Genomic DNA, 19069 nt, shown 5'->3' with positions numbered 1-19069 from the left:
TCAATATTCTTAATTTTTAATTTCTCAAAGGTTTTCCGGTTTTGAGCATGTGCTGAATTCTCTCCAACGTTTTTCTTTCGCCGCAAAGTGACAAGAACGCTTCTCTTTCCAAATCCAATAAGTATTGTTGTGAAACTTCGGTCGGTTCTGAAAGATTTCCTCCTGTCATGACATAACCCAATTTATTGGCAATCAATCTGTCATGGTCTGAAATATATTTCCCTGCAACCATCTGGTCTGAACCGACATAAAACATACCCATCGCTTCTTTACCCAAAACTTTTACTTTTTGTTGGATTGGTCTTGTGTAGCCTGCTTCCGCCATGATGATCGCGTGTTTTTTAGCTTCTGCAATCTGACGGTCTTTATTGACAACAATAATGTCCTGCTCTCTCAAATAACCGAGATTCTTTGCTTCATACGCGGAAGTCGCTACTTTTGCCATCGCAATATTCATATACGCTTCACGCAAATGATTGGTTTTGATGTCGTCATGGATTTGATTTTGAGCTGCACGCAACGTCATTTCTTTGGTTCCACCACCGCCCGGAATTACTCCTACTCCTACTTCGACCAATCCCATATACGTTTCAGCAGCTGCAACAATTTTATCAGCATGAAGCGAAATTTCACAACCTCCACCCAAACTCATTCCGTGCGGTGCAACCACAACCGGAGTAGCACTGTAGCGGACTTTCATCATCGTGTCCTGGAAAGTTTTGATGGCCATGTTCAATTCCCACCAATCTTGTTCTGCAGCCATCATCATAATCATCGCCAGATTGGCTCCAACAGAGAAATTATCTGCTTGATTTCCGATTACTAGACCACGGTGTTCTTTTTCTGCTAATTCTATAGCTTTATTGATTCCGGTAATAACACCGCCGCCGATTGAATTCATTTTAGAACGGAATTCTAAATTGATGATTCCGTCGCCCAAATCCTGAATGCTCGCTTCCGGATTGCTCCAGATTTCATTGGATTTCCGGATGTTATCTAAAATAATAAAAGCATCTTGTCCGGGAACGATTTCATATTCTTTCGAATTAATGCTGTAGAAATATTTCTTTCCGTCTTTGATTTGGTAGAAACTTTCTTTTCCTGAATTAATTAATTCTTTTGCCCAATCAGAAACTTCATAACCTTCTGATTCAATTAATTCTAAACCAGATTTCAACCCCACTAAATCCCAAGTTTCAAACGGACCATATTTCCAGGCATAACCTGTTTTCATCGCATCGTCGATGCTATATAAAGTGTCAGAAATTTCAGGCACGCGCTGAGAAACATAAGCAAATAAACTCGCGAAATGTTTGCGGATCAATTCTCCTGATTTTGATTTGTCTTTAATTAATGAACCTAATTTATTTTTGGTGCTTCCGGCTTGTTTCGCAGCTTCGATGGCAGGATCCTTGTCTCTTTCGAGCGGGCGGTATTCCAATTTTTCCAAATCCAAAGCAAAACGTTTAGTTTCGCCCGTTGATTTGTCTAATTCTTTATAATAAAATCCTTTTCCGGTTTTATCGCCTAAAAATTTATTTTCCAATAAGAAATTTAAAGTTTTAGATTCCTTCAAATCTTGGATGAATGAATCGTTGGGGGAATTTTCTTTTAAACCTTTGGTTACGTTAGCAGCTGTATCCAAACCAACCAAATCCGCCAATTTGAAAGTTCCGGTTTTAGGACGACCCAAAATTGAACCGGTCAGATTATCAGCTTGTTCAACAGTCAAACCAATTTCCTGTGCTAATTCCATCACTTTCGCCATCGAATAAACACCGATGCGGTTTCCGATAAATCCAGGAGTATCTTTTGCATGAACGGGTGTTTTTCCTAAAAATTTCTCTCCATAAATAGTAAAGAAATCAATTACGGATTGATCTGTTTTTGGTCCGGGAATGATTTCAAATAATTTTAAATAACGTGGCGGATTGAAAAAGTGCGTTCCGCAGAAATGTTTTTGAAAATCTTCTGAACGACCTTCCGACATCAATTGAATCGGAATTCCGGAAGTATTGGAAGTTATCAAAGTTCCTTCCTTTCGGAATTGATCTACTTTTTCGAACATGGACCTTTTGATGTCCAATCTTTCGATAATTACTTCAATTACCCAATCTGAATTTTTAATTTTCTCCAAATCATCTTCAAAATTCCCAACTTTAATTCGCGAAGCAAATGCTTTGTCATAAATCGGCGAGGGATTGGATTTGATGGCATTTGCCAAATGGTCTCTTGCTGTTTTACTTCTGTCGGCACCTTCTGCAGGCATATCGAGCAGCAATACTTCGACACCGATTCCGGCAAAGTGACAGGCAATCCCCGAGCCCATGACTCCGGAACCTAATACTGTTACATGTTTTACGTGTCTGTTCATTGTTTTAGAATTGTGGTTCTTTATTTTTATTAAATAATTTTTTATCTGAGGTAATGGAATTCACTTTTTGAATTACTTTGAGAAATATGCTCATTTCTTCCGCAGTAATTTTTTCATTGATGGCTTCGTTGAATTTCAAAACGACTTGCTTAGAAACGTCACGCATCTTCAAACCTTCATCGGTCAGTATGATCAAAACGCTTCGTCCGTCTTCAGGGTTTGGTTTTCGGGCAATGAGTCCGCGTTCTTCCAAATTTTTCAAAGTGCGCGACAAACTGGTGGGCTCTATTCCCATTTTGGGACCTAGCGAAGTACTAGGTGTTCCGCTTTTCGGATCGATGGAAAGCAATGTAAAACCCATGACCATTGTAGAATTGAACTGGGCCGCTTGTTCGTTGAACATCTTTTGTACAGCTAACCAAGTGGAGCGCAAATGGTAATCAATTGTAAATTCGTTTGACTTCATTTTTTATTGTGATTCAAACAAATATACAAAATTTTATTATGCACGCATAATAAATGATAAAAAAAATTAATCCGAAGTAATAATTACTTAATTCAAATTTTAGTCTCCGAAATATTCTCTCAAATTTTCAGAATTCTGCTCCTTTCTTCCCCTCTCGGCATTATTGTATTTTATTTTGCACTGCTCCATACAATCTTTATAGATTTGCTCAGGCAATTCTTTACATTCTTCACCATAGAGAGAATTTTGACACGGTTTTACAGCCAGTTGGTATTGTTGGTAACATTTATCTTTACATTTTTCATAATTTTTTGAATTCCACAGAGAAGCGCAAGAACTCATAAAAATTAACAAAGCTAACACGGCAACATATTTCATTTAGCAAAGAATTTTACATAAAACTAAGAATTATCAGGCAATTCCTGCAAAAAATTATAGCGTTGATTTTTGAAATCCATCTGACAGTAATAATGATTCAATCCATTTGTTACCATTAGAAAATCAGCATTTAATTCTAAATTATAACGTGCAATCTGATCAAAGGTTTCTTGTGTAATTTGAATGGAAGGCGCTTTACATTCTACAATGATGAAAGGTTTTTCTTTTTTAAAGACAATTACATCTGCACGTTTTTTCATTCCGTTGATTTGGACAATAACTTCGGTGTTGATGGCAGATTTGGAATAATGTTTCTCTTCTACTAAATATTGAACAATGTGCTGTCTTACCCATTCTTCAGGCGTTAACAAAAGCCATTTTTTTCGGATGCTGCAAAATATAAACGGAATTTCGTCGGTTTGTTTCAAACGAAATTGGTAATTTTCGGGAAAATTTAACGAAGCGAGTTTCACAGCAATGGCAGAAAATATCATCAAAGATATTAAAAACAAAAAAATCGCCCCGATTTACTTTCTGATGGGCGATGAATCTTATTTCATAGACCAGATTTCCAAAACGATTGAAAGTGAAGTATTGACCGAAGACGAAAAAGGTTTTAACCAAACTGTCATTTACGGAAACGAAACGGATATGGCGGGAATCATAGGTTTGGCAAAACAATATCCGATGGGTGCTGAACGTTCGGTTTTGATTGTGAAAGAAGCGCAGCATTTGTCCAGAACAATGGATCAATTAGAATCATACGCTGCTCAGCCACAACCAACAACTGTTTTGGTTTTTAATTACAAAGGAAAAACTTTAGACAAAAGGAAAAAGCTTTACAAAGAAATTCAGAAAAGCGGAATTCTTTTTGAATCCAAAAAATTATACGAAAATCAAATTCCGGATTGGATCGAAAACAAAGCAAAATCTTTTGGATTTTCAATCGAACCCAAAGCTAAATTTCTCTTGGCTGAATTCATTGGAAACGATTTGTCTAGAATTGAAAATGAATTAGAAAAGCTGAAATTGATTGTCGAAGACGGAAAAATCACGCCTGAAATTATCGAAAGAAATATCGGAATCAGCAAAGATTACAACAATTTCGAGCTGAGAAATGCAATCGAAACGCGCAATGCTGAAAAGGCTTTTCGCATCGTTCATTATTTCGGACAAAATCCAAAAGACAATCCGCTGGTAATGACCTTGAGCATTTTCTTTCAGTTATTTTCCGGTATCATTGTTTACCATACTTTGACCGATAAATCTCAATCTAATGTCGCCAAAGAACTGAGAATTCATCCGTTTTTTGTGAAAGATACCGCAGGCGCAGCGCATAATTATCCGCTAAAAAAAGCAACCAGAATCATTTCACTTCTTCGTGAAGCCGATGTAAAAAGCAAAGGTGTCGGCGCATCAGGAAATGTTACTGACAATGATTTGCTCAAAGAACTGATTTTTAAGATTTTCAATACTTAGAGCAAATAATCTGTAATTTATATTTAACTTTATGAATATAAATTACTTATCATGAAAAAACTCTACTTATTTATCGTTTTATTAAATATCAATTTATTCGCTTCTGCACAGAGTCCCGAACTTTATCGCATCTGGCATTTAAAAAGTATTGAATATGATTTTGGGGGTGAAATAATAATTTCTGAAATTGAACCAGATATTAATCCTTATATTCTGTTTTACGAAGACCACAGCTTTGAAGGATTTGCTGCCTGTACTGAATTTAATGGAAATGCAGAGATTATCACAACAAATGGAGATAACTATGGGAATATAACATTTCAAAACCTCAATTTACCCGAAATATATTGTGAAAATGAAATTTTTAATATAATTCAAAATGATTTTGAAATTATATTATCTGAAACTAGAGAATGGCTTATTGCTACCAATCCTCAAACTCAGGAATTAGAACTTTTAATTGGCGAAATGTTTCATACCTACAGATTTACTGCAGGGGAAATGAATACAGTTGAAAACTCTCTTTCTCAAATTGAAATCTATCCCAATCCTGCTTTTGATTACATCCATTTAAAAAATGTAAAACCTAATTCGATGTATAAAATTTACAATTTATCAGGTAAAATTGTTTCCGAAGGAAATTTAAATGTTTCAAATAAAATTACAATCAACCGAGTGCCTTCAGGTGTTTACATTCTAAAATTAGATGATGCTGTATTAAAATTTATCAAGAAGTAATTTAGATTATAATTAATAATGAGAATATTGAAAAATAGCAAATTTTCATTATCGAATTCCTAATTTTACAAAATGGAAACTTTGTATTGGGCTTTATTTCTATTGGCTTTATCTGCCGGATTTTTCTTTTTGGGAAATTATATTTCTTCTCTCAAAAGTAAAGCTGCCTTAAATTCTGTTTTGGAAAGAGAAAAATCTTCGCAAAATTCTTTGGTTGAATTAAAATCGGAATCTGAAAAAACCTTAGAAAAATTAGAATTCAAATTAAATTCTGTTGAAGTCGAAAAGGAAAAATATGTGGTAGAATTGGCTCAGCAAAAAACTGAAAATGCTTCTTTAATATATAGGCTAGATGAACACAAAGCTGAAATTGAACAATTGAACCAGAAATTTCAGAAAGAATTTGAAAATCTTGCTCAGAAAATTTTAGAAGAAAAATCAGAAAAATTTACCCAGCAAAATAAATTGAATCTCGAAATAGTTCTGAATCCGCTTAAAGAAAAAATCAAAGATTTTGAAACCAAAGTAGAAGCCAGTCACAAAGATTCTTTGGAAAAAAATGCTTCGCTCAAACAGCAAATCGAAGATTTATCTAAACTCAACGAACGCATCAACCAGGAAGCTCATAATCTAACAAGAGCATTGAAAGGCGACCAAAAAATGCAGGGAAATTGGGGCGAAGTGATTTTGGAAAGAATTCTTGAACGAAGCGGGCTCGAACGCGACAGAGAATATTTCATCCAAAAAAGTTATTCGACGGAAGATAAACGAAGAATTCAGCCGGACGTTGTGGTTAATTTACCCGAAAACAAATCCATCATCATTGATTCCAAGGTTTCTTTGGTCGCATTTGAAAGGTATTTCAATGAAGAAGATGAGACCCAAAAACCACGCCACCTGAAAGAGCACATAAACTCCGTTCGCGCCCATATAAAATCTCTTTCTGACAAACAATATCAGAACATTTATGACATCAAGACATTAGATTTTGTATTGTTGTTTATTCCGATTGAAAGTGCATTCAGCGCAACCACGCAGTCCGATTCTGAAATTTTCAATGATGCTTTTGAACGAAATATCGTCATCGTTTCACCCTCAACACTTTTGGCAACTTTGCGTACGATTTCAAGCATTTGGAAATTTGAACATCAGAACAGAAATGCTTTAGAAATTGCGCGAAAAAGTGGAGATTTGTATGATCAATTTGTAAATTTGACTGATGATTTAATTAAATTAGGCAATCAAATAAAAACCGTAAACAACAGTTATGATTCTTCGATGAAGAAATTAACGGGCAAAGGAAATTTGATAAAAAAAGTAGAAGACCTTAAAAAAATGGGAGCAAAAACTTCAAAATCATTATCAGAAAGATTAATAGAAAGAGCAGATGAAAACCTTGATTAGACGTTTCTGGAAATTGTGCTTGGCAATAATGATTTTGATTACTGCAACAGTTTTGCTGTCGAGTCATCATGTCAAAAAAGCGGCAGAAGGTCTGACTTACAGTAATGTTGACAGCATCAGATACAATGCTACAGGTTTGGTTTTAGGAACGAGCAAAAGACAGCGTGGCGGCGGAATTAATCAATTTTTCAAAAACCGCATGGACGCGACTTATGATTTGTATAAAAACGGAAAAATCAATTTCATACTTGTGAGTGGCGACAATTCAGATTTTTATTACAACGAAACCCGTGACATGAAAAAATACTTGGTAGAACTTGGCATTCCCGAGGATTGTATTGTCGAGGATTTCGCAGGATTCAGCACGCTTGATTCTGTCATCAGAGCCAAAGAAGTTTTCGGGCAGGATTCCATCACAATCATCTCGCAAGATTTTCATAACGAACGCGCTATTTTTATTGCCAAAAATCACGATATTTACGCCCTAGGATTTAATGCAAAAAATGTATCTAAAAGTTACGGCACTTTCACTATTTCACGCGAGTATTTTGCCCGTGTCAAAGCAATTTTAGACATCTACGTTTTTCATTCGATGCCAAAATATTATAAACAAAAAGAATTTTTTCCAAAAGAATAACTATGCTCATTATCGGAATCGCGGGGGGAACAGGATCAGGTAAAACAACGGTTGTAACGAACATTTTGAGGAGTCTCAATGCAGAAGATGTATTGGTGATTTCACAAGATAATTATTACAAAGACCACAACGAACTTTCATTTGAAGAAAGAGAAAAAATAAATTTTGACCATCCGCGTTCCATCGATTTTGATTTATTGACCGAGCATGTAAAACAATTGAAAGAAGGTGAAATGATAGAACAACCGGTTTACTCTTTCATTACACACAGCCGAAAAGACGAAACCATCATCACGCATCCAAAAAATGTAATCATCGTAGAAGGAATTTTAGTTTTGACCAATCCTGAATTGAGAGACTTATTTGATGTGAAAATATTTGTTCATGCTGATTCTGATGAAAGATTGATTCGAAGAATTCGACGTGACATCCAGGAAAGAGGAAGAGATTTGGACGAAGTTTTGACGCGTTACCAGAAAACTTTGAAACCGATGCATGAACAATTCATCGAGCCTTCAAAAAGCCATGCAGATATCATCGTTCCGAATATGAAAAAGAAAAATGAAGTCGCCATCAAATTGCTTTCCACTTTAATCAAAGACAAACTAATTTCAACTGCCGTTACAAAATGAATCCTTTAGAAGATCCCATACAAGAACCCGGAAAATCGTCTCGATGGTACAAGATATTTCTCAATAAATACTTGATTGTGGGTGCATTTTTTGTGGTTTGGATGGTTTTTTTTGACCAAAATTCTTATTTCATCCACAAAGAATTGGACAAGGACATTCAGAAATTAAGCCATGATAAAAATTATTATCAGGAAAAATTGAAAAAGGAAACGATTCAAATCAATCGAATGAAACGCGATTCCAATGAAATAGAAAGAATTGCGAGAGAGAAACATTACCTCAAAAAGGAAAACGAAGATGTTTTCATCGTGGAAGAACAAAAAATAAAAAATCAAGCAACCAATGAGCAGCCAAAATAATGATTTCTCTACCATAACGCCACAAGAGTGGAAACTGAAAGTTCAGGCTGAATTAGCTGGACTGGACTATAATGAAGTTTTGGTGTGGGATACTTTTGAAGGCATTCAGGTAAAGCCGGTTTACACGAAAGAAGATACTGAACATCAATATTTAAATCCTGAAATCACAAATAAAGATTGGAAAATCATCGGAAATTATTTAGATGATCCTAAACAAGATTTTTCTTATTTATATGGATTTAATTTAAAGGATGAATTCATCGAAAAAACTTCAACAATTCCGGAATATCTCGATTTGTTTTTGTCTTGTGAAAATCCATTTAAATTAATTAAGAAAAATAATTTTTCAAAAATTCCCAACTTAAAATATTTAGGTTTGGATGTTTTGGGGAATTTTGCCCGAACCGGAAATTGGTATCAATCTGAAAAAGAAGATTTTGAATTGGCTGAACAAATTTTAAATGAAAATTCGTTTGAAAAATCAATTTTAGTCGATGCTTCACTTTATCAAAATGCAGGCGCAAATCATGTCCAGCAAATTGCTTTGGCAATCGCACATGGAAATGAATACTTACAAAAATTAGGTACAGAATTCGCAAATAAAATCTATTTTAAAACTGCAGTTGGAAGCAATTATTTCTTTGAAATTGCTAAGTTGAAGGCCATCAGAAAATTGTGGAATTTGATTTTGGAGGAATACAATTCTGACGCGGAAACATTCATTTATGCCGAAACTTCTTTGCGAAACAAATCCATCCTTGACATCCATAACAACATCATTCGAAGCGGATTGGAAGCTTCTTCTGCCGTTTTAGGAAAAGCAGATGTCGTTTCGATTTCGTCTTATGATAGTTTGAAAAACTCAACTTCTTTCAGTGAAGAATTGGCTTCAAAACAACAATTATTATTGCAAAGAGAATCTTATTACGATAAATTCCACGATCCGGTTTCGGGTTCATTTTTCGTAGAAAATCTGACAGAATTATTCTGTAAAAACGCTTTGGAATTATTTAAGAAAATAGAAGCTGAAGGTGGCTTTTTTAAAGGGTTATTTGAAGGCTCTATCCAAAAAATGATTTCCAAATCTGCAGAAAAAGAACAGATTGCATTTGACGAAGGAAAATTAATTTTAATCGGCGTCAATAAATTCAGAAACAAAACAGAAAATGTAGAATTCTTGCCGGAAGAAGTTCCCAATAACGTGCGAACTTTCATTCAACCGATATTCCCAAAAAGACTTTCAACCAAAATAGAAAAAACGCCTGTATGACCTACAAACAGCTTTCATATGGGATTTTAAGAGCTTTGGGAATCGCCGCGCTGATTTGTTTGGCACTGTATTTCTTGTGGTTGATCCGTTCGGTATTTGCTTACCTTGCGATTGCGTTTGTATTGGCGATGATCGGTCGTCCTTTGATGAATTTGATGCACAACAAACTCCGTATCCCGAACAGCGTGGCGGCTATTTTTACCATCAGTTTATTTTTATTTTTATTGATAGGATTTATCAGTTTGTTCATTTCGCTCGTACTCAACGAGCCTTTCCGATTCATTGGAAATTTCATGTACCTCGACCGATTTGAAGAAGCCGTTGCGCAGCAATTGCAGCTTCTCTCCGACTCACTTGGATTCCTGGACATTCCTTTTCTGAAAAATTACCTGAACGATGCAATGCAAAACGTAGATGCAAAAAGTATTTCAGGCATTTTTGGGAATTCGCTTACAACTGTAGGAATGCTGATGATTGATGCTTTCTCAGTAGTTTTCATCACCTTTTTCTTCCTGAAAGACAGAGATTTAATCAATAAAATGATCGTTGCAGTTGCACCTAAAGGTGAAGAATTTCGTTTTGAAGCCGTTTTGGATTCTACTAAAGATTTGCTTTCCAGGTATTTCATCGGATTGACGTTGCAGGTTTTGATTATGTTTACGTTTTATTTCATCATATTACTCTCATTTGGAATTAATTATGCTGCGGTAATTGCATTAATATGTGCATTATTGAATCCACTCCCGTACATCGGGCCGCTTTTGGGCGGTGTAATTATGGCAAGTTTATCGATGAGTGATTTGCATGGATTGGGACTGGATTTCAAGAGCGAAATCATCCCGACAGTTTTGTGGATTATGTTCTGGTACATTTTGACGCACGTTTGGGACAATTTTGTGAACCAGCCTTTGATTTATTCGCGAAGTGTAAAATCCAATCCACTTGAAATTTTCTTGGTGATTTTAATTGGCGGACTTTTGTTTGGTGTGATTGGCGTTGCCGTTGCAGTTCCGGCTTATACGGTGCTTCGAGTTGTCTTGAAAGAATTCTTTTCTGAATATAAAATCGTGCAAAGCATTACGAGGAATTTGTAATTTAATCGTATTGAAATCTACATTTTGCAATCAAAATCGCATCATCTTCGTATTTATAGACTAATCGGTGTTCGTGGTCAATTCTCCTTGACCAAAAACCAGAATATTTATGTTTGAGAGGCTCGGGCTTTCCTAATCCGTCAAACGGATTCCTAGTAATATCTTTGAGTAAATCGTTGATTTTTTTGACTTTTTTGTTGTCCGTTTTTTGCCAATACAGATAATCTTCCCAAGATTCGTCCACGAAAATGTATTTCATCTCAATCTTCACTTAAATCTTTAGAAAATGAATTTCCGCTTTTTAATTTTTCGATGGCGAAATCCAATCGCATTTCATTTTTTCGGGAAGATAATTCGTAATTCGTAGCCATCAGAGAATTGTATTCATCCAAAGACATTACTACAATTCCAGGTTCTTTTCCACGATTGATGATCAGGGTTTCAAAATTTTTAGAAACTTTGTCCAAATACATTTTAATATCTTTTCTGAAATCTGAAACGCTTGTAATCAACATAATTTTGTATTTTATTTCGTACAAATTTTACTTCACTAAATTTGCTTAGAAATGAATCAAAATTTATTACAACCCGAAATTCAAGAATATCTCCGAGAAAACCAAAACCAGAATTTTCGGAAAATTTCTTTACAAAAATCTCCTTTTTCGGGAGTTTCTTCGTCAGAATTAGCACATCAAATCAAAGGTTTACAAATTTCTAAATTCAAATTCCCCTTTTTAAATGAACCTGAAGGAATTTATTTTCCGCCATCCATTAATTTGGAACAAGCTTCATCTTGGGCAACTTCCCAATACAAATCTGAAATCGTCAAAGGGAAATCTCTAATCGATTTGACTGCCGGAATGGGAATTGACTCATTTGGGTTTGCGCAAAAAATTAATGATGTTACTGCTTTGGAAAGAAATCCGGAATTGGTTGAAATTTCAAAACACAATTATAAAATATTAAATCAAAACAATTTAAATTACATCAATTCAGAATTTGAAAAATATTTCAGCGAAAATCCAAAATTGAAATGGGATGTAATTTATTTGGATCCTTCGCGTAGAATTGAATCGCAGCGAAAAGTGATTTTGGAAGATTTGGAACCGAATATTTTGGATTGGATAGATGAATTTCTTCTGCGTTCAGAAACGGTTTTGATCAAACTTTCGCCTTTGTTAGATTTGAAATCGACCATTGAAAAAATCCCACAGATTCAGGAAATATACATCATTGCTGTAAAAAATGAAGTCAAGGAATTATTAATAATTTGTAAGAAAGATTTGAATTCTAATCCAAAAATCAAAGCGGTAAATCTGGAATCCAACCAACCTGATTTTGAATTCAATTGGAATGAAGAATCTGCAACAAATTCAACATTTTCTGAACCACAGAAATTCATTTATGAACCAAGCGCTTCGATTTTAAAATCGGGTGCTTTTAAATTGATCGGAGAAAAATTCAACCTGAAAAAAATACACGTCAATTCACATCTTTATACATCAAATGAATTAATAAAATCTTTTCCAGGAAAGATTTTTGAAGTTATAGAAGAATTAAAAAATCCTAAAAAAGAAATCGAAAAACAAGCTTTTCATTTGTTGGTCAAAAATTATCCTCTTAACACCGAAGCCGTCCGAAAAAAATACAAAATTAAAGAAGGAATTGAACAAACTTTGATTTTTACACAAAGCAATTCCGGAAAACACATTTTATTGGCAAAACGCGTGCGCAATCTCATGCCTTAAATCTGCTGTGTAAATGCTATTTTTTAATACCTTTGGACAACAAAAGCAATTTTGGTCAATGATGAGATTTTTCTTTTTTACTTTATTTATGATTTTGGGGCAAATTATTTCGGCTCAAAACAGAATTGACACTTTAAGCATCGAAAATTACCAAATCAAAACTGTAAAGCTTCAGGAAAAACTAAAAGAAATTTCTGCCTTGGAATACGACGATGGATTCTTTTGGGGATTAAATGACAGTGGCGGCGAAGCGGAAATTTATAAATTCAATTCAGAAACGGGAAAAATTGCTCAAACAGTTTCCATTTCAAATGCAATCAACCGCGATTGGGAAGAAATGACGATAAATGATGACTATATTTTCATAGGAGATTTTGGAAATAACAATGGGAACCGCACTGATTTGACGATTTATTACATCAAAAGAAATGAAATCGGAAATGAAAGCAAATTAAGTGTAACTTCTCAGAAAATTGAATTTACTTATCCTGAACAAACCAATTTCAATCCCGGAAATCAAGCCACCAATTTTGATTGTGAGGCCATGTTTTATTACAATGGGAAATTGCATTTATTTACCAAAGAATGGACTAATTACGCAACGACACATTATACTTTGGAAATAAAACCAGGCAAGCAGCAAGCCAAAAAGATTGAAACTTTCAAAACCAATTATATGGTTACGGGAGCACACATAGACGCCAGTCCGATTTCAAATACCAACGGATTTTATTTCATCGGTTACACCAAAGACGGATTTGCATTTATCTCAGGATTTGACGCGCCGAAAAAAGGTTCGGAAAAATTCTTTGAAGAAAAAAACAATAAATTCAGCCTGCCATTAGGTTTTACGCCACAAGTAGGTCAGGTTGAGGGAATTTCTACCAAACCGGAAAAACCAAGCGTGATTTGTTACAGCAATGAAGATTTTAAATTTAAAACTTTTCATGTGGAACAATCTGTACAATGCATATATTCGCTGGCTCAATAAAAGATGAGTAAAACTGTAGAAAAAATAAAAGCGCCGATTGCCGAGGAAATGAAACTTTTCGAAACGAAGTTTTATCAATCCATGAAGAGCAACGTGCCTTTGTTGGACAGGATTACCCATTATATCGTCCGCAGAAAAGGGAAACAAATGCGTCCGATGTTTGTTTTTTTAACTGCGAAATTGACCGGAGATTTCAATGAAAGAACGTACAGAGCAGCGGCTTTGATAGAACTTATACATACTGCAACTTTAGTTCATGATGATGTGGTGGATGACAGCGATATGCGACGTGGATTTTTCTCATTGAATGCTCTTTGGAAGAATAAAATTGCGGTTTTGGTTGGAGATTATCTGCTTTCTAAAACTTTGATTCTCTCTACAGAAAATGAAGATTTTGATTTATTGAAAGTTGTTTCTGTAGCGATTAAAGAAATGTCCGAAGGAGAATTACTCCAAATTGAAAAAGCCAGAAAACTGGACATTACCGAAGAAGTTTATTTTGAAATTATCAGACAGAAAACCGCTACTTTGATTGCGGCTTGTTGTGAAGCCGGTGCTCGTTCAGTTGGTGCCTCGGAAGAAATTTGCAAAAAAATGCACCGTTTTGGAAATTTGGTTGGAATTGCATTTCAGATCAAAGATGATTTGTTTGATTATACCAGTTCAAATATCATTGGAAAACCGGTTGGAATCGATATCAAAGAACAAAAAATGACTTTGCCTTTGATCCATGTTTTGAATAAAGTTTCTAAAAAAGACCGTGATTGGTTAATCAACTCAGTAAAACGCCACAACAAAAACCAAAAACGCGTACAGCAAGTCATTCAATTTGTAAAAGACAATGGTGGGATTGAATACACGCAAACCATCATGAAACAATACAGTGATGATGCGCTTGCTATTTTAAATGAATTCCCGGATAGTGAATACAAAGAATCTCTTCTTACGATGGTTGGTTACGTGATGGAACGTGAGAAATAATTTTTTCTTTTAACATTCTTAAATCCTGAAAATCATTACCTTTCGGTTTAATTTCAACAACTTACATCTATGGATATTTTCGACTCCAACACGATTATGTCATTTTTCTTAGGAATTGGACTGGCTGCTTCAGCCGGATTCCGTGTTTTCCTTCCCTTATTTGTGCTGAGCATCGGTGCACATTTCGGACAAGATTTATTGGAATTAAATGAAGCCTGGCAATGGGTGGGGAGCTGGCCTGCAATGATAGCACTTGGCGTAGCCACTATTGTCGAAATCATTGCATATTACATACCTATAATTGATAACTTTCTGGATACTATAGCCATTCCGCTAGCTGCCGTTGCCGGAACGGTTTTGATGGGCTCTACCCTTTTAGATATGAGCGAAGTGACTACTTGGGCATTGGCAATCATAGCCGGTGGAGGAACAGCCGCAGCCGTAAGCGGAACAACTGCCGCCGCAAGAGCCGTATCGACAAGCACAACAGGTGGTACCGGAAATTTCGTAGTTAATACAGGAGAAACTGCAGCTGCGTCAGTCTTGAGTTTGACTTCCCTCATTTGGGCACCGATTGCTTTTATATTTGTATTAATTGTGTTATTCGGAATTTATAGGCTATGGAAGTGGACAAAAAAGCAAAGAATTTTCAGCGGACAACAATAATTATTAACTTAAAAAATAATTTAATTTTACAATTAATTTACGTTTAAATTTGTTGTTAAAAAAATGGTAACTTTTTAATTATCTTATCATTAAATCAATTACATTTGCGCTCTTAATTTTTAACACTAAATTTTTAAAACAACTAAAATATGAGAAAAACCAACTATTTTAAATCATCCCTGATGGTTTTACTATTTTGTTTTGGTCTCACAAGTTTGTGGGGACAAATAAGTATAAGTAACAACAATCCGGTAATGGAAAATTTCAATTCTATGGGAACTAGTGGTACTGCCTCATTACCCTCCAATTGGAAAATGTCTGCTGCAGGTCAAGGTACTTCAGCAAACTGGTCTACAGCTACGAATGTAACAGCTGTAACTCAAGGAGCAAGCAGTGGATCACCGGCTACTGGTGCTAGATACAATTTTGGGAATGGTGCAGATACATCTGACCGCGCCATTGGATTTATGACTTCTTCAGGGTATGCAACTCCTAATGCAATTTTTGCTTATTACAAGAATACTTCAGGTATAAACATTTCAGATTTATCTATTTCATTTGATTTTGAAAGATATAGAATAAATTCAAATACTGTTGCTGTTACCTTTTACACTTCAACAAATGGAACAGATTGGACTGAAAGATCTTCTGGAAACATAGATACAACGGTTTTTCCTGCTGGAAGTAATTCTTATACTTGGACAGGAGGAACAGTTACATCTAGATCAGTTACATTGACAAATGTGAATATTGCCAATGATGGTGAATTCTATTTAAAATGGTTGGTTACACATTCCTCTAACACAAACTCACCTGCAATTGCATTAGATAATGTTTCTCTAACAGCAACATTACAAAATCCTACCAGTCCTAATCTTACAATTTCAGGAACACTTTCAGAAAATACGACTTTGAATAATGGAGTTGTTTCTTTGGCTTTAGCAAATGAAACTTTTGCAGACAATGTATTTGATTTATCCAACTTTTCTTTGAATAATGCGCCCGTTGGTGTTAGCATTGGAACAGTTGATTATATCAATGAAACTTCAGCCACAGTTACTTTAGTTTATGACGGGACTGATTTTGATGCAAACGTCACTAATTTTAGCATAACAGTTGCATCTGGTGAATTAACCACATCAACAAATGCTTTGAATTCAAATAACATCACAATAACTGCTGTAAATGAAGCATTAGTTCTTGGAAATATGTCTGCTGGATTTGGAAATCAATGTTTGAATCAACTTTCCGCTTATCAGACATTTACAATCTCAAGTTCAACTGTTTTAAAATCTGGAAATATTAGTTTAGCAGCATTGAATGGTTTCACTTATAGTGAAACAGCTGATAATGAAAACTATACATCTACTTTAACTTTTGCTCATGCAGGAGGTATTTTGACTAATAAAACGATTTATGTAAAATTCCTACCGACAACTGCAGTTTCTTACAATGGAAACATTGCAGTCTCTGGAGCAGGAGCACCTAGCGTAAATCGCTCTGTAACAGGGTCTGGGACTAATGGAACTATAGCTGTAACAACTGTTACCGCTTCTTCGATAGGCTCTGAAAGCGCAGTATCAGGTGGTTCAGCATTGAGCAATTCTTGTGGTACAATCAGTGCTAAAGGTGTTGTATGGGCAGCTACAGTAAATCCAACAATTGAATCTCATTTGGGAATTACAAATGATGGCACAGGAACAGATACTTACACAAGTTCTATTACAGATCTCTCTCCAAATACAACCTATAATTATCGTGCATATGTAACTAGTAGTAGTGGAACTACTGTATATGGGACTAATTATACTTTTACTACATCTCAAGTTGCTGCGAACTTTCCTTTCAATGAAGATTTTGAAGGAACCAACAATTGGGTTGTTGCAAATGGGACTCAAACAAACAAATGGTTTGTAGGTTCTGCAGTATCTAATAATAGCACCAAATCATTATATATCTCAAATAATGCTTCGGGAACTACTCATAATTATGCTACAGGAAATGCCTCAACAGTACATGCTTATAGAGATATTTTAATTCCTACTGGTACTGCAAATATTACATTAAGCTTTGATTGGATTTCAAATGGTGAAATGTTATCAGGTAATAATTATGACTATTTTAGAGTATGGTTAGTGCCAACTTCATACATCCCTTCTGCATCTTCAACAATTACAAATGGAAGCGGAAGAATACAAGTTGGTGGATATTTTAATCAAAACAGTACATTTACAACATATACAAATTCATCTGTCAATGTTAGTTCTTTTGCTGGCCAGACTATGCGTTTAGTATTTGAATGGGTTAATGATAGTTCAGATGGAAATCAACCACCTGCTGCAATAGACAATATTCATTTAAAACTTCCTGATCCATGTATTGCGCCGGCTAACCAAGCTACTAATTTGACATTTGGAACTATATCTTCTACAAGTATAGCAGGAAGCTTCACAAGTACTACTGCAGATGGATATTTAGTAGTTATAAGTCCAAGTTCAAACTTAGGAGCGAATCCAACTAATGAAACTACATATACAGCTGGTCAAGTTATTGGTAATGGTACAGTTATTCAATCTTCAAACTTAACTACATTCACAGCACTAAGTTTGACACCAACGACTACATATTACATTCATGTTTTTGCATATAATAGCGAATGTTTAGGTGGGCCTCTCTACAATATTACCACACCTCTTACTGGAAGTGCATCTACAATTGATGGTCCTTGTATAAGTGAATCATTTACCAACATTCCAGGTAGTGGATCTGGGTACGAAACCCGAACTTGGACAGGTGATAATGGAGGAACCTGGACTGCTACTGATGCAAGAGTTGACCAGACCATTACAGGTAAAGCAATAACTATTAGAAATGGTATTCTAACTTCACCTACATCTAACAACGGTATTGGCTCTCTTACAGTGACTACTAGATATAGTGCTGCTACAGGTGATGGTACGGGAACAATTAATGTTTATGTAAATAATGTACTAAAAGGAACTTTAAATGTTTCTACAAGCCTACAGACTCAAACAATTAACGACATAAACATATCTGGAGATGTTGTAATAGAACTTAGAAATACTTCGACAACCAAAAGACCTTCAATTGACGATTTGAGCTGGACTTGTTACGAAGAACCCCCTATCACATGGACAGGTACTGCTTGGTCAAACGGAACAGGACCATCAACAACTGACCCCATCTTTGTAGATGGTGATTTAATAATTGGAAATTCAGCTGAAGCCGATATGGCAACTTTAGAAACAGGTGAATTAACAATCACTCAGAATGGTTCAATTTTAATTGAATCTGGTCATTTTGTTACTGTTAATGGTAAAATCACGAATGAAGCAGGTGCTGAAAACTTTATAGTAGCGAGCGGAGCAAACTTAATTCAGGACGAAACTTATACAGCTAATGATAATGTGGGCGACATCACAGTTCAACGTGAGAGTCAAGACATTGTTCGTTTAGATTATACTTTGTGGTCATCACCTGTTACAGGACAGCAATTACAGGATTTCTCTCCACAGACATTGCCAAACCGCATCTACACTTACGAAACAACAGGTGCAACTGAAGCAACAAACGGAGGATATGTAGTGGTACCAAGTGTCACTGATGACTTTGAAAACGGTAAAGGATATTTATTCCGCGCACCAAATACTTGGGGGACAACACCGGCACCTTATGCAGGAGAATTCGTAGGAGTTCCATTCAATGGAAATGTAACTTTACCTGTTTATCCTACTAAATACACCTCTGTAGGTAACCCTTATCCATCTAACATTGATTCTGAGTTATTTATGTCTGCAAACGGCAGTGTTTCCACTTTGTATTTCTGGAACA

The 19069-nt window shown here is 35.4% G+C and carries 19 protein-coding genes; 13 read left to right on the top strand and 6 right to left on the bottom strand.

All coding sequences use genetic code 11. From position 1 onward, the window contains the following. Positions 1-16 precede the first annotated feature (16 nt). The 4 genes from B8977_RS13150 to B8977_RS13135 all read right to left on the bottom strand — a co-directional run bounded on the left by B8977_RS13150 (position 17) and on the right by B8977_RS13135 (position 3712). A complete protein-coding gene (locus tag B8977_RS13150) occupies positions 17-2374 on the bottom strand; it encodes a 3-hydroxyacyl-CoA dehydrogenase/enoyl-CoA hydratase family protein (RefSeq protein ID WP_084018323.1) in 2358 nt (785 codons plus the stop codon). 4 nt (positions 2375-2378) lie between these two features. Further along, a complete protein-coding gene (locus B8977_RS13145) occupies positions 2379-2840 on the bottom strand; it encodes a MarR family winged helix-turn-helix transcriptional regulator (protein ID WP_084018320.1) in 462 nt (153 codons plus the stop codon). A 99-nt stretch (positions 2841-2939) separates the two neighbouring features. After that, the gene (locus B8977_RS13140) at positions 2940-3218 is read right to left on the bottom strand and encodes a hypothetical protein (protein ID WP_084018317.1); all 279 of its coding nucleotides are present in this window, start codon (positions 3216-3218) and stop codon (positions 2940-2942) included. A gap of 23 nt (positions 3219-3241) precedes the next feature. Further along, positions 3242-3712 carry a type I restriction enzyme HsdR N-terminal domain-containing protein gene (locus tag B8977_RS13135; RefSeq protein WP_143736523.1) on the bottom strand — a complete coding sequence of 157 codons (471 nt, stop codon included), beginning with the start codon at positions 3710-3712 and terminating at the stop codon, positions 3242-3244. On the opposite strand from B8977_RS13135, the gene holA reads away from it, so the two are divergent. From holA to B8977_RS13095, 8 genes are all read left to right on the top strand, one after another. Continuing rightward, positions 3696-4697 carry a DNA polymerase III subunit delta gene (gene holA, locus B8977_RS13130; RefSeq protein ID WP_084018311.1) on the top strand — a complete coding sequence of 334 codons (1002 nt, stop codon included), beginning with the start codon at positions 3696-3698 and terminating at the stop codon, positions 4695-4697. The two genes, B8977_RS13135 and holA, sit on opposite strands and share 17 nt — an antisense overlap. 51 nt (positions 4698-4748) lie before the next feature. Continuing rightward, positions 4749-5435 carry a T9SS type A sorting domain-containing protein gene (locus tag B8977_RS13125; RefSeq protein WP_084018308.1) on the top strand — a complete coding sequence of 229 codons (687 nt, stop codon included), beginning with the start codon at positions 4749-4751 and terminating at the stop codon, positions 5433-5435. A gap of 72 nt (positions 5436-5507) precedes the next feature. Beyond that, the gene (gene rmuC, locus B8977_RS13120) at positions 5508-6839 is read left to right on the top strand and encodes a DNA recombination protein RmuC (protein WP_084018305.1); all 1332 of its coding nucleotides are present in this window, start codon (positions 5508-5510) and stop codon (positions 6837-6839) included. Beyond that, positions 6823-7476, top strand: a complete 654-nt coding sequence (locus B8977_RS13115) for a SanA/YdcF family protein (RefSeq protein WP_084018302.1) — start codon at positions 6823-6825, stop codon at positions 7474-7476. Before rmuC ends, B8977_RS13115 begins: the two co-directional genes overlap by 17 nt. A 2-nt stretch (positions 7477-7478) precedes the next feature. Beyond that, a complete protein-coding gene (udk, locus tag B8977_RS13110) occupies positions 7479-8108 on the top strand; it encodes a uridine kinase (protein WP_084018299.1) in 630 nt (209 codons plus the stop codon). Further along, positions 8105-8467, top strand: coding sequence for an FtsB family cell division protein (locus B8977_RS13105; protein WP_084018296.1), 363 nt, complete (start codon positions 8105-8107; stop codon positions 8465-8467). Before udk ends, B8977_RS13105 begins: the two co-directional genes overlap by 4 nt. Further along, positions 8451-9737 carry a methylmalonyl-CoA mutase family protein gene (locus B8977_RS13100; protein WP_084018293.1) on the top strand — a complete coding sequence of 429 codons (1287 nt, stop codon included), beginning with the start codon at positions 8451-8453 and terminating at the stop codon, positions 9735-9737. Before B8977_RS13105 ends, B8977_RS13100 begins: the two co-directional genes overlap by 17 nt. After that, positions 9734-10831: an AI-2E family transporter gene (locus tag B8977_RS13095; protein ID WP_084018291.1), complete on the top strand. Its 1098-nt coding sequence runs from the start codon at positions 9734-9736 to the stop codon at positions 10829-10831. Before B8977_RS13100 ends, B8977_RS13095 begins: the two co-directional genes overlap by 4 nt. Before the next feature lies 1 nt (position 10832). On the opposite strand, the gene B8977_RS13090 is transcribed toward B8977_RS13095, so the two are convergent. Together B8977_RS13090 and B8977_RS13085 are read right to left on the bottom strand one after the other, a co-directional pair. Continuing rightward, positions 10833-11090 (bottom strand): Txe/YoeB family addiction module toxin, encoded by a 258-nt coding sequence (locus tag B8977_RS13090; protein WP_084018288.1) that lies wholly within the window; start codon positions 11088-11090, stop codon positions 10833-10835. Between the two features lies 1 nt (position 11091). Next, a complete protein-coding gene (locus B8977_RS13085; protein WP_084018285.1) occupies positions 11092-11346 on the bottom strand; it encodes a type II toxin-antitoxin system Phd/YefM family antitoxin in 255 nt (84 codons plus the stop codon). Positions 11347-11397: 51 nt separating this feature from the next. Here B8977_RS13085 and B8977_RS13080 point away from each other — a divergent pair, with 51 nt between their 5' ends. The 5 genes from B8977_RS13080 to B8977_RS13060 all read left to right on the top strand — a co-directional run. Beyond that, positions 11398-12579, top strand: a complete 1182-nt coding sequence (locus B8977_RS13080) for a THUMP-like domain-containing protein (RefSeq protein WP_084018282.1) — start codon at positions 11398-11400, stop codon at positions 12577-12579. 58 nt (positions 12580-12637) lie between these two features. Beyond that, a complete protein-coding gene (locus B8977_RS13075) occupies positions 12638-13570 on the top strand; it encodes a hypothetical protein (RefSeq protein WP_084018279.1) in 933 nt (310 codons plus the stop codon). Positions 13571-13573: 3 nt separating this feature from the next. Then, entirely contained in the window at positions 13574-14551 is a 978-nt protein-coding gene (locus B8977_RS13070) for a polyprenyl synthetase family protein (RefSeq protein ID WP_084018276.1), read from the top strand. A 69-nt stretch (positions 14552-14620) separates the two neighbouring features. Next, positions 14621-15217 (top strand): DUF4126 domain-containing protein, encoded by a 597-nt coding sequence (locus tag B8977_RS13065; protein WP_084018273.1) that lies wholly within the window; start codon positions 14621-14623, stop codon positions 15215-15217. A gap of 149 nt (positions 15218-15366) precedes the next feature. Then, positions 15367-19069: beta strand repeat-containing protein (locus B8977_RS13060; RefSeq protein ID WP_394334478.1), on the top strand; the 3703-nt coding region annotated here is incomplete at its 3' end.

It is taken from the genome of Moheibacter sediminis (assembly GCF_900176425.1).
GTDB classification, from domain to species: Bacteria; Bacteroidota; Bacteroidia; order Flavobacteriales; family Weeksellaceae; genus Moheibacter; species Moheibacter sediminis.
Note: the sequence above shows the minus strand (reverse complement) of the source record. Positions and strands in the feature narration are given on the sequence as shown.

Coding starts and splice junctions, on each gene's coding strand:
- B8977_RS13080 (WP_084018282.1), top strand. CDS start 11,398: ATGAATCAAAATTTATTACAACCCGAAATTCAAGAATATCTCCGAGAA.
- B8977_RS13065 (WP_084018273.1), top strand. CDS start 14,621: ATGGATATTTTCGACTCCAACACGATTATGTCATTTTTCTTAGGAATT.
- B8977_RS13075 (WP_084018279.1), top strand. CDS start 12,638: ATGATGAGATTTTTCTTTTTTACTTTATTTATGATTTTGGGGCAAATT.
- B8977_RS13145 (WP_084018320.1), bottom strand. CDS start 2,840: ATGAAGTCAAACGAATTTACAATTGATTACCATTTGCGCTCCACTTGG.
- B8977_RS13125 (WP_084018308.1), top strand. CDS start 4,749: ATGAAAAAACTCTACTTATTTATCGTTTTATTAAATATCAATTTATTC.
- B8977_RS13140 (WP_084018317.1), bottom strand. CDS start 3,218: ATGAAATATGTTGCCGTGTTAGCTTTGTTAATTTTTATGAGTTCTTGC.
- B8977_RS13090 (WP_084018288.1), bottom strand. CDS start 11,090: ATGAAATACATTTTCGTGGACGAATCTTGGGAAGATTATCTGTATTGG.
- udk (WP_084018299.1), top strand. CDS start 7,479: ATGCTCATTATCGGAATCGCGGGGGGAACAGGATCAGGTAAAACAACG.
- B8977_RS13070 (WP_084018276.1), top strand. CDS start 13,574: ATGAGTAAAACTGTAGAAAAAATAAAAGCGCCGATTGCCGAGGAAATG.
- rmuC (WP_084018305.1), top strand. CDS start 5,508: ATGGAAACTTTGTATTGGGCTTTATTTCTATTGGCTTTATCTGCCGGA.
- holA (WP_084018311.1), top strand. CDS start 3,696: ATGGCAGAAAATATCATCAAAGATATTAAAAACAAAAAAATCGCCCCG.
- B8977_RS13115 (WP_084018302.1), top strand. CDS start 6,823: ATGAAAACCTTGATTAGACGTTTCTGGAAATTGTGCTTGGCAATAATG.
- B8977_RS13100 (WP_084018293.1), top strand. CDS start 8,451: ATGAGCAGCCAAAATAATGATTTCTCTACCATAACGCCACAAGAGTGG.
- B8977_RS13135 (WP_143736523.1), bottom strand. CDS start 3,712: ATGATATTTTCTGCCATTGCTGTGAAACTCGCTTCGTTAAATTTTCCC.
- B8977_RS13105 (WP_084018296.1), top strand. CDS start 8,105: ATGAATCCTTTAGAAGATCCCATACAAGAACCCGGAAAATCGTCTCGA.
- B8977_RS13085 (WP_084018285.1), bottom strand. CDS start 11,346: ATGTTGATTACAAGCGTTTCAGATTTCAGAAAAGATATTAAAATGTAT.
- B8977_RS13150 (WP_084018323.1), bottom strand. CDS start 2,374: ATGAACAGACACGTAAAACATGTAACAGTATTAGGTTCCGGAGTCATG.
- B8977_RS13095 (WP_084018291.1), top strand. CDS start 9,734: ATGACCTACAAACAGCTTTCATATGGGATTTTAAGAGCTTTGGGAATC.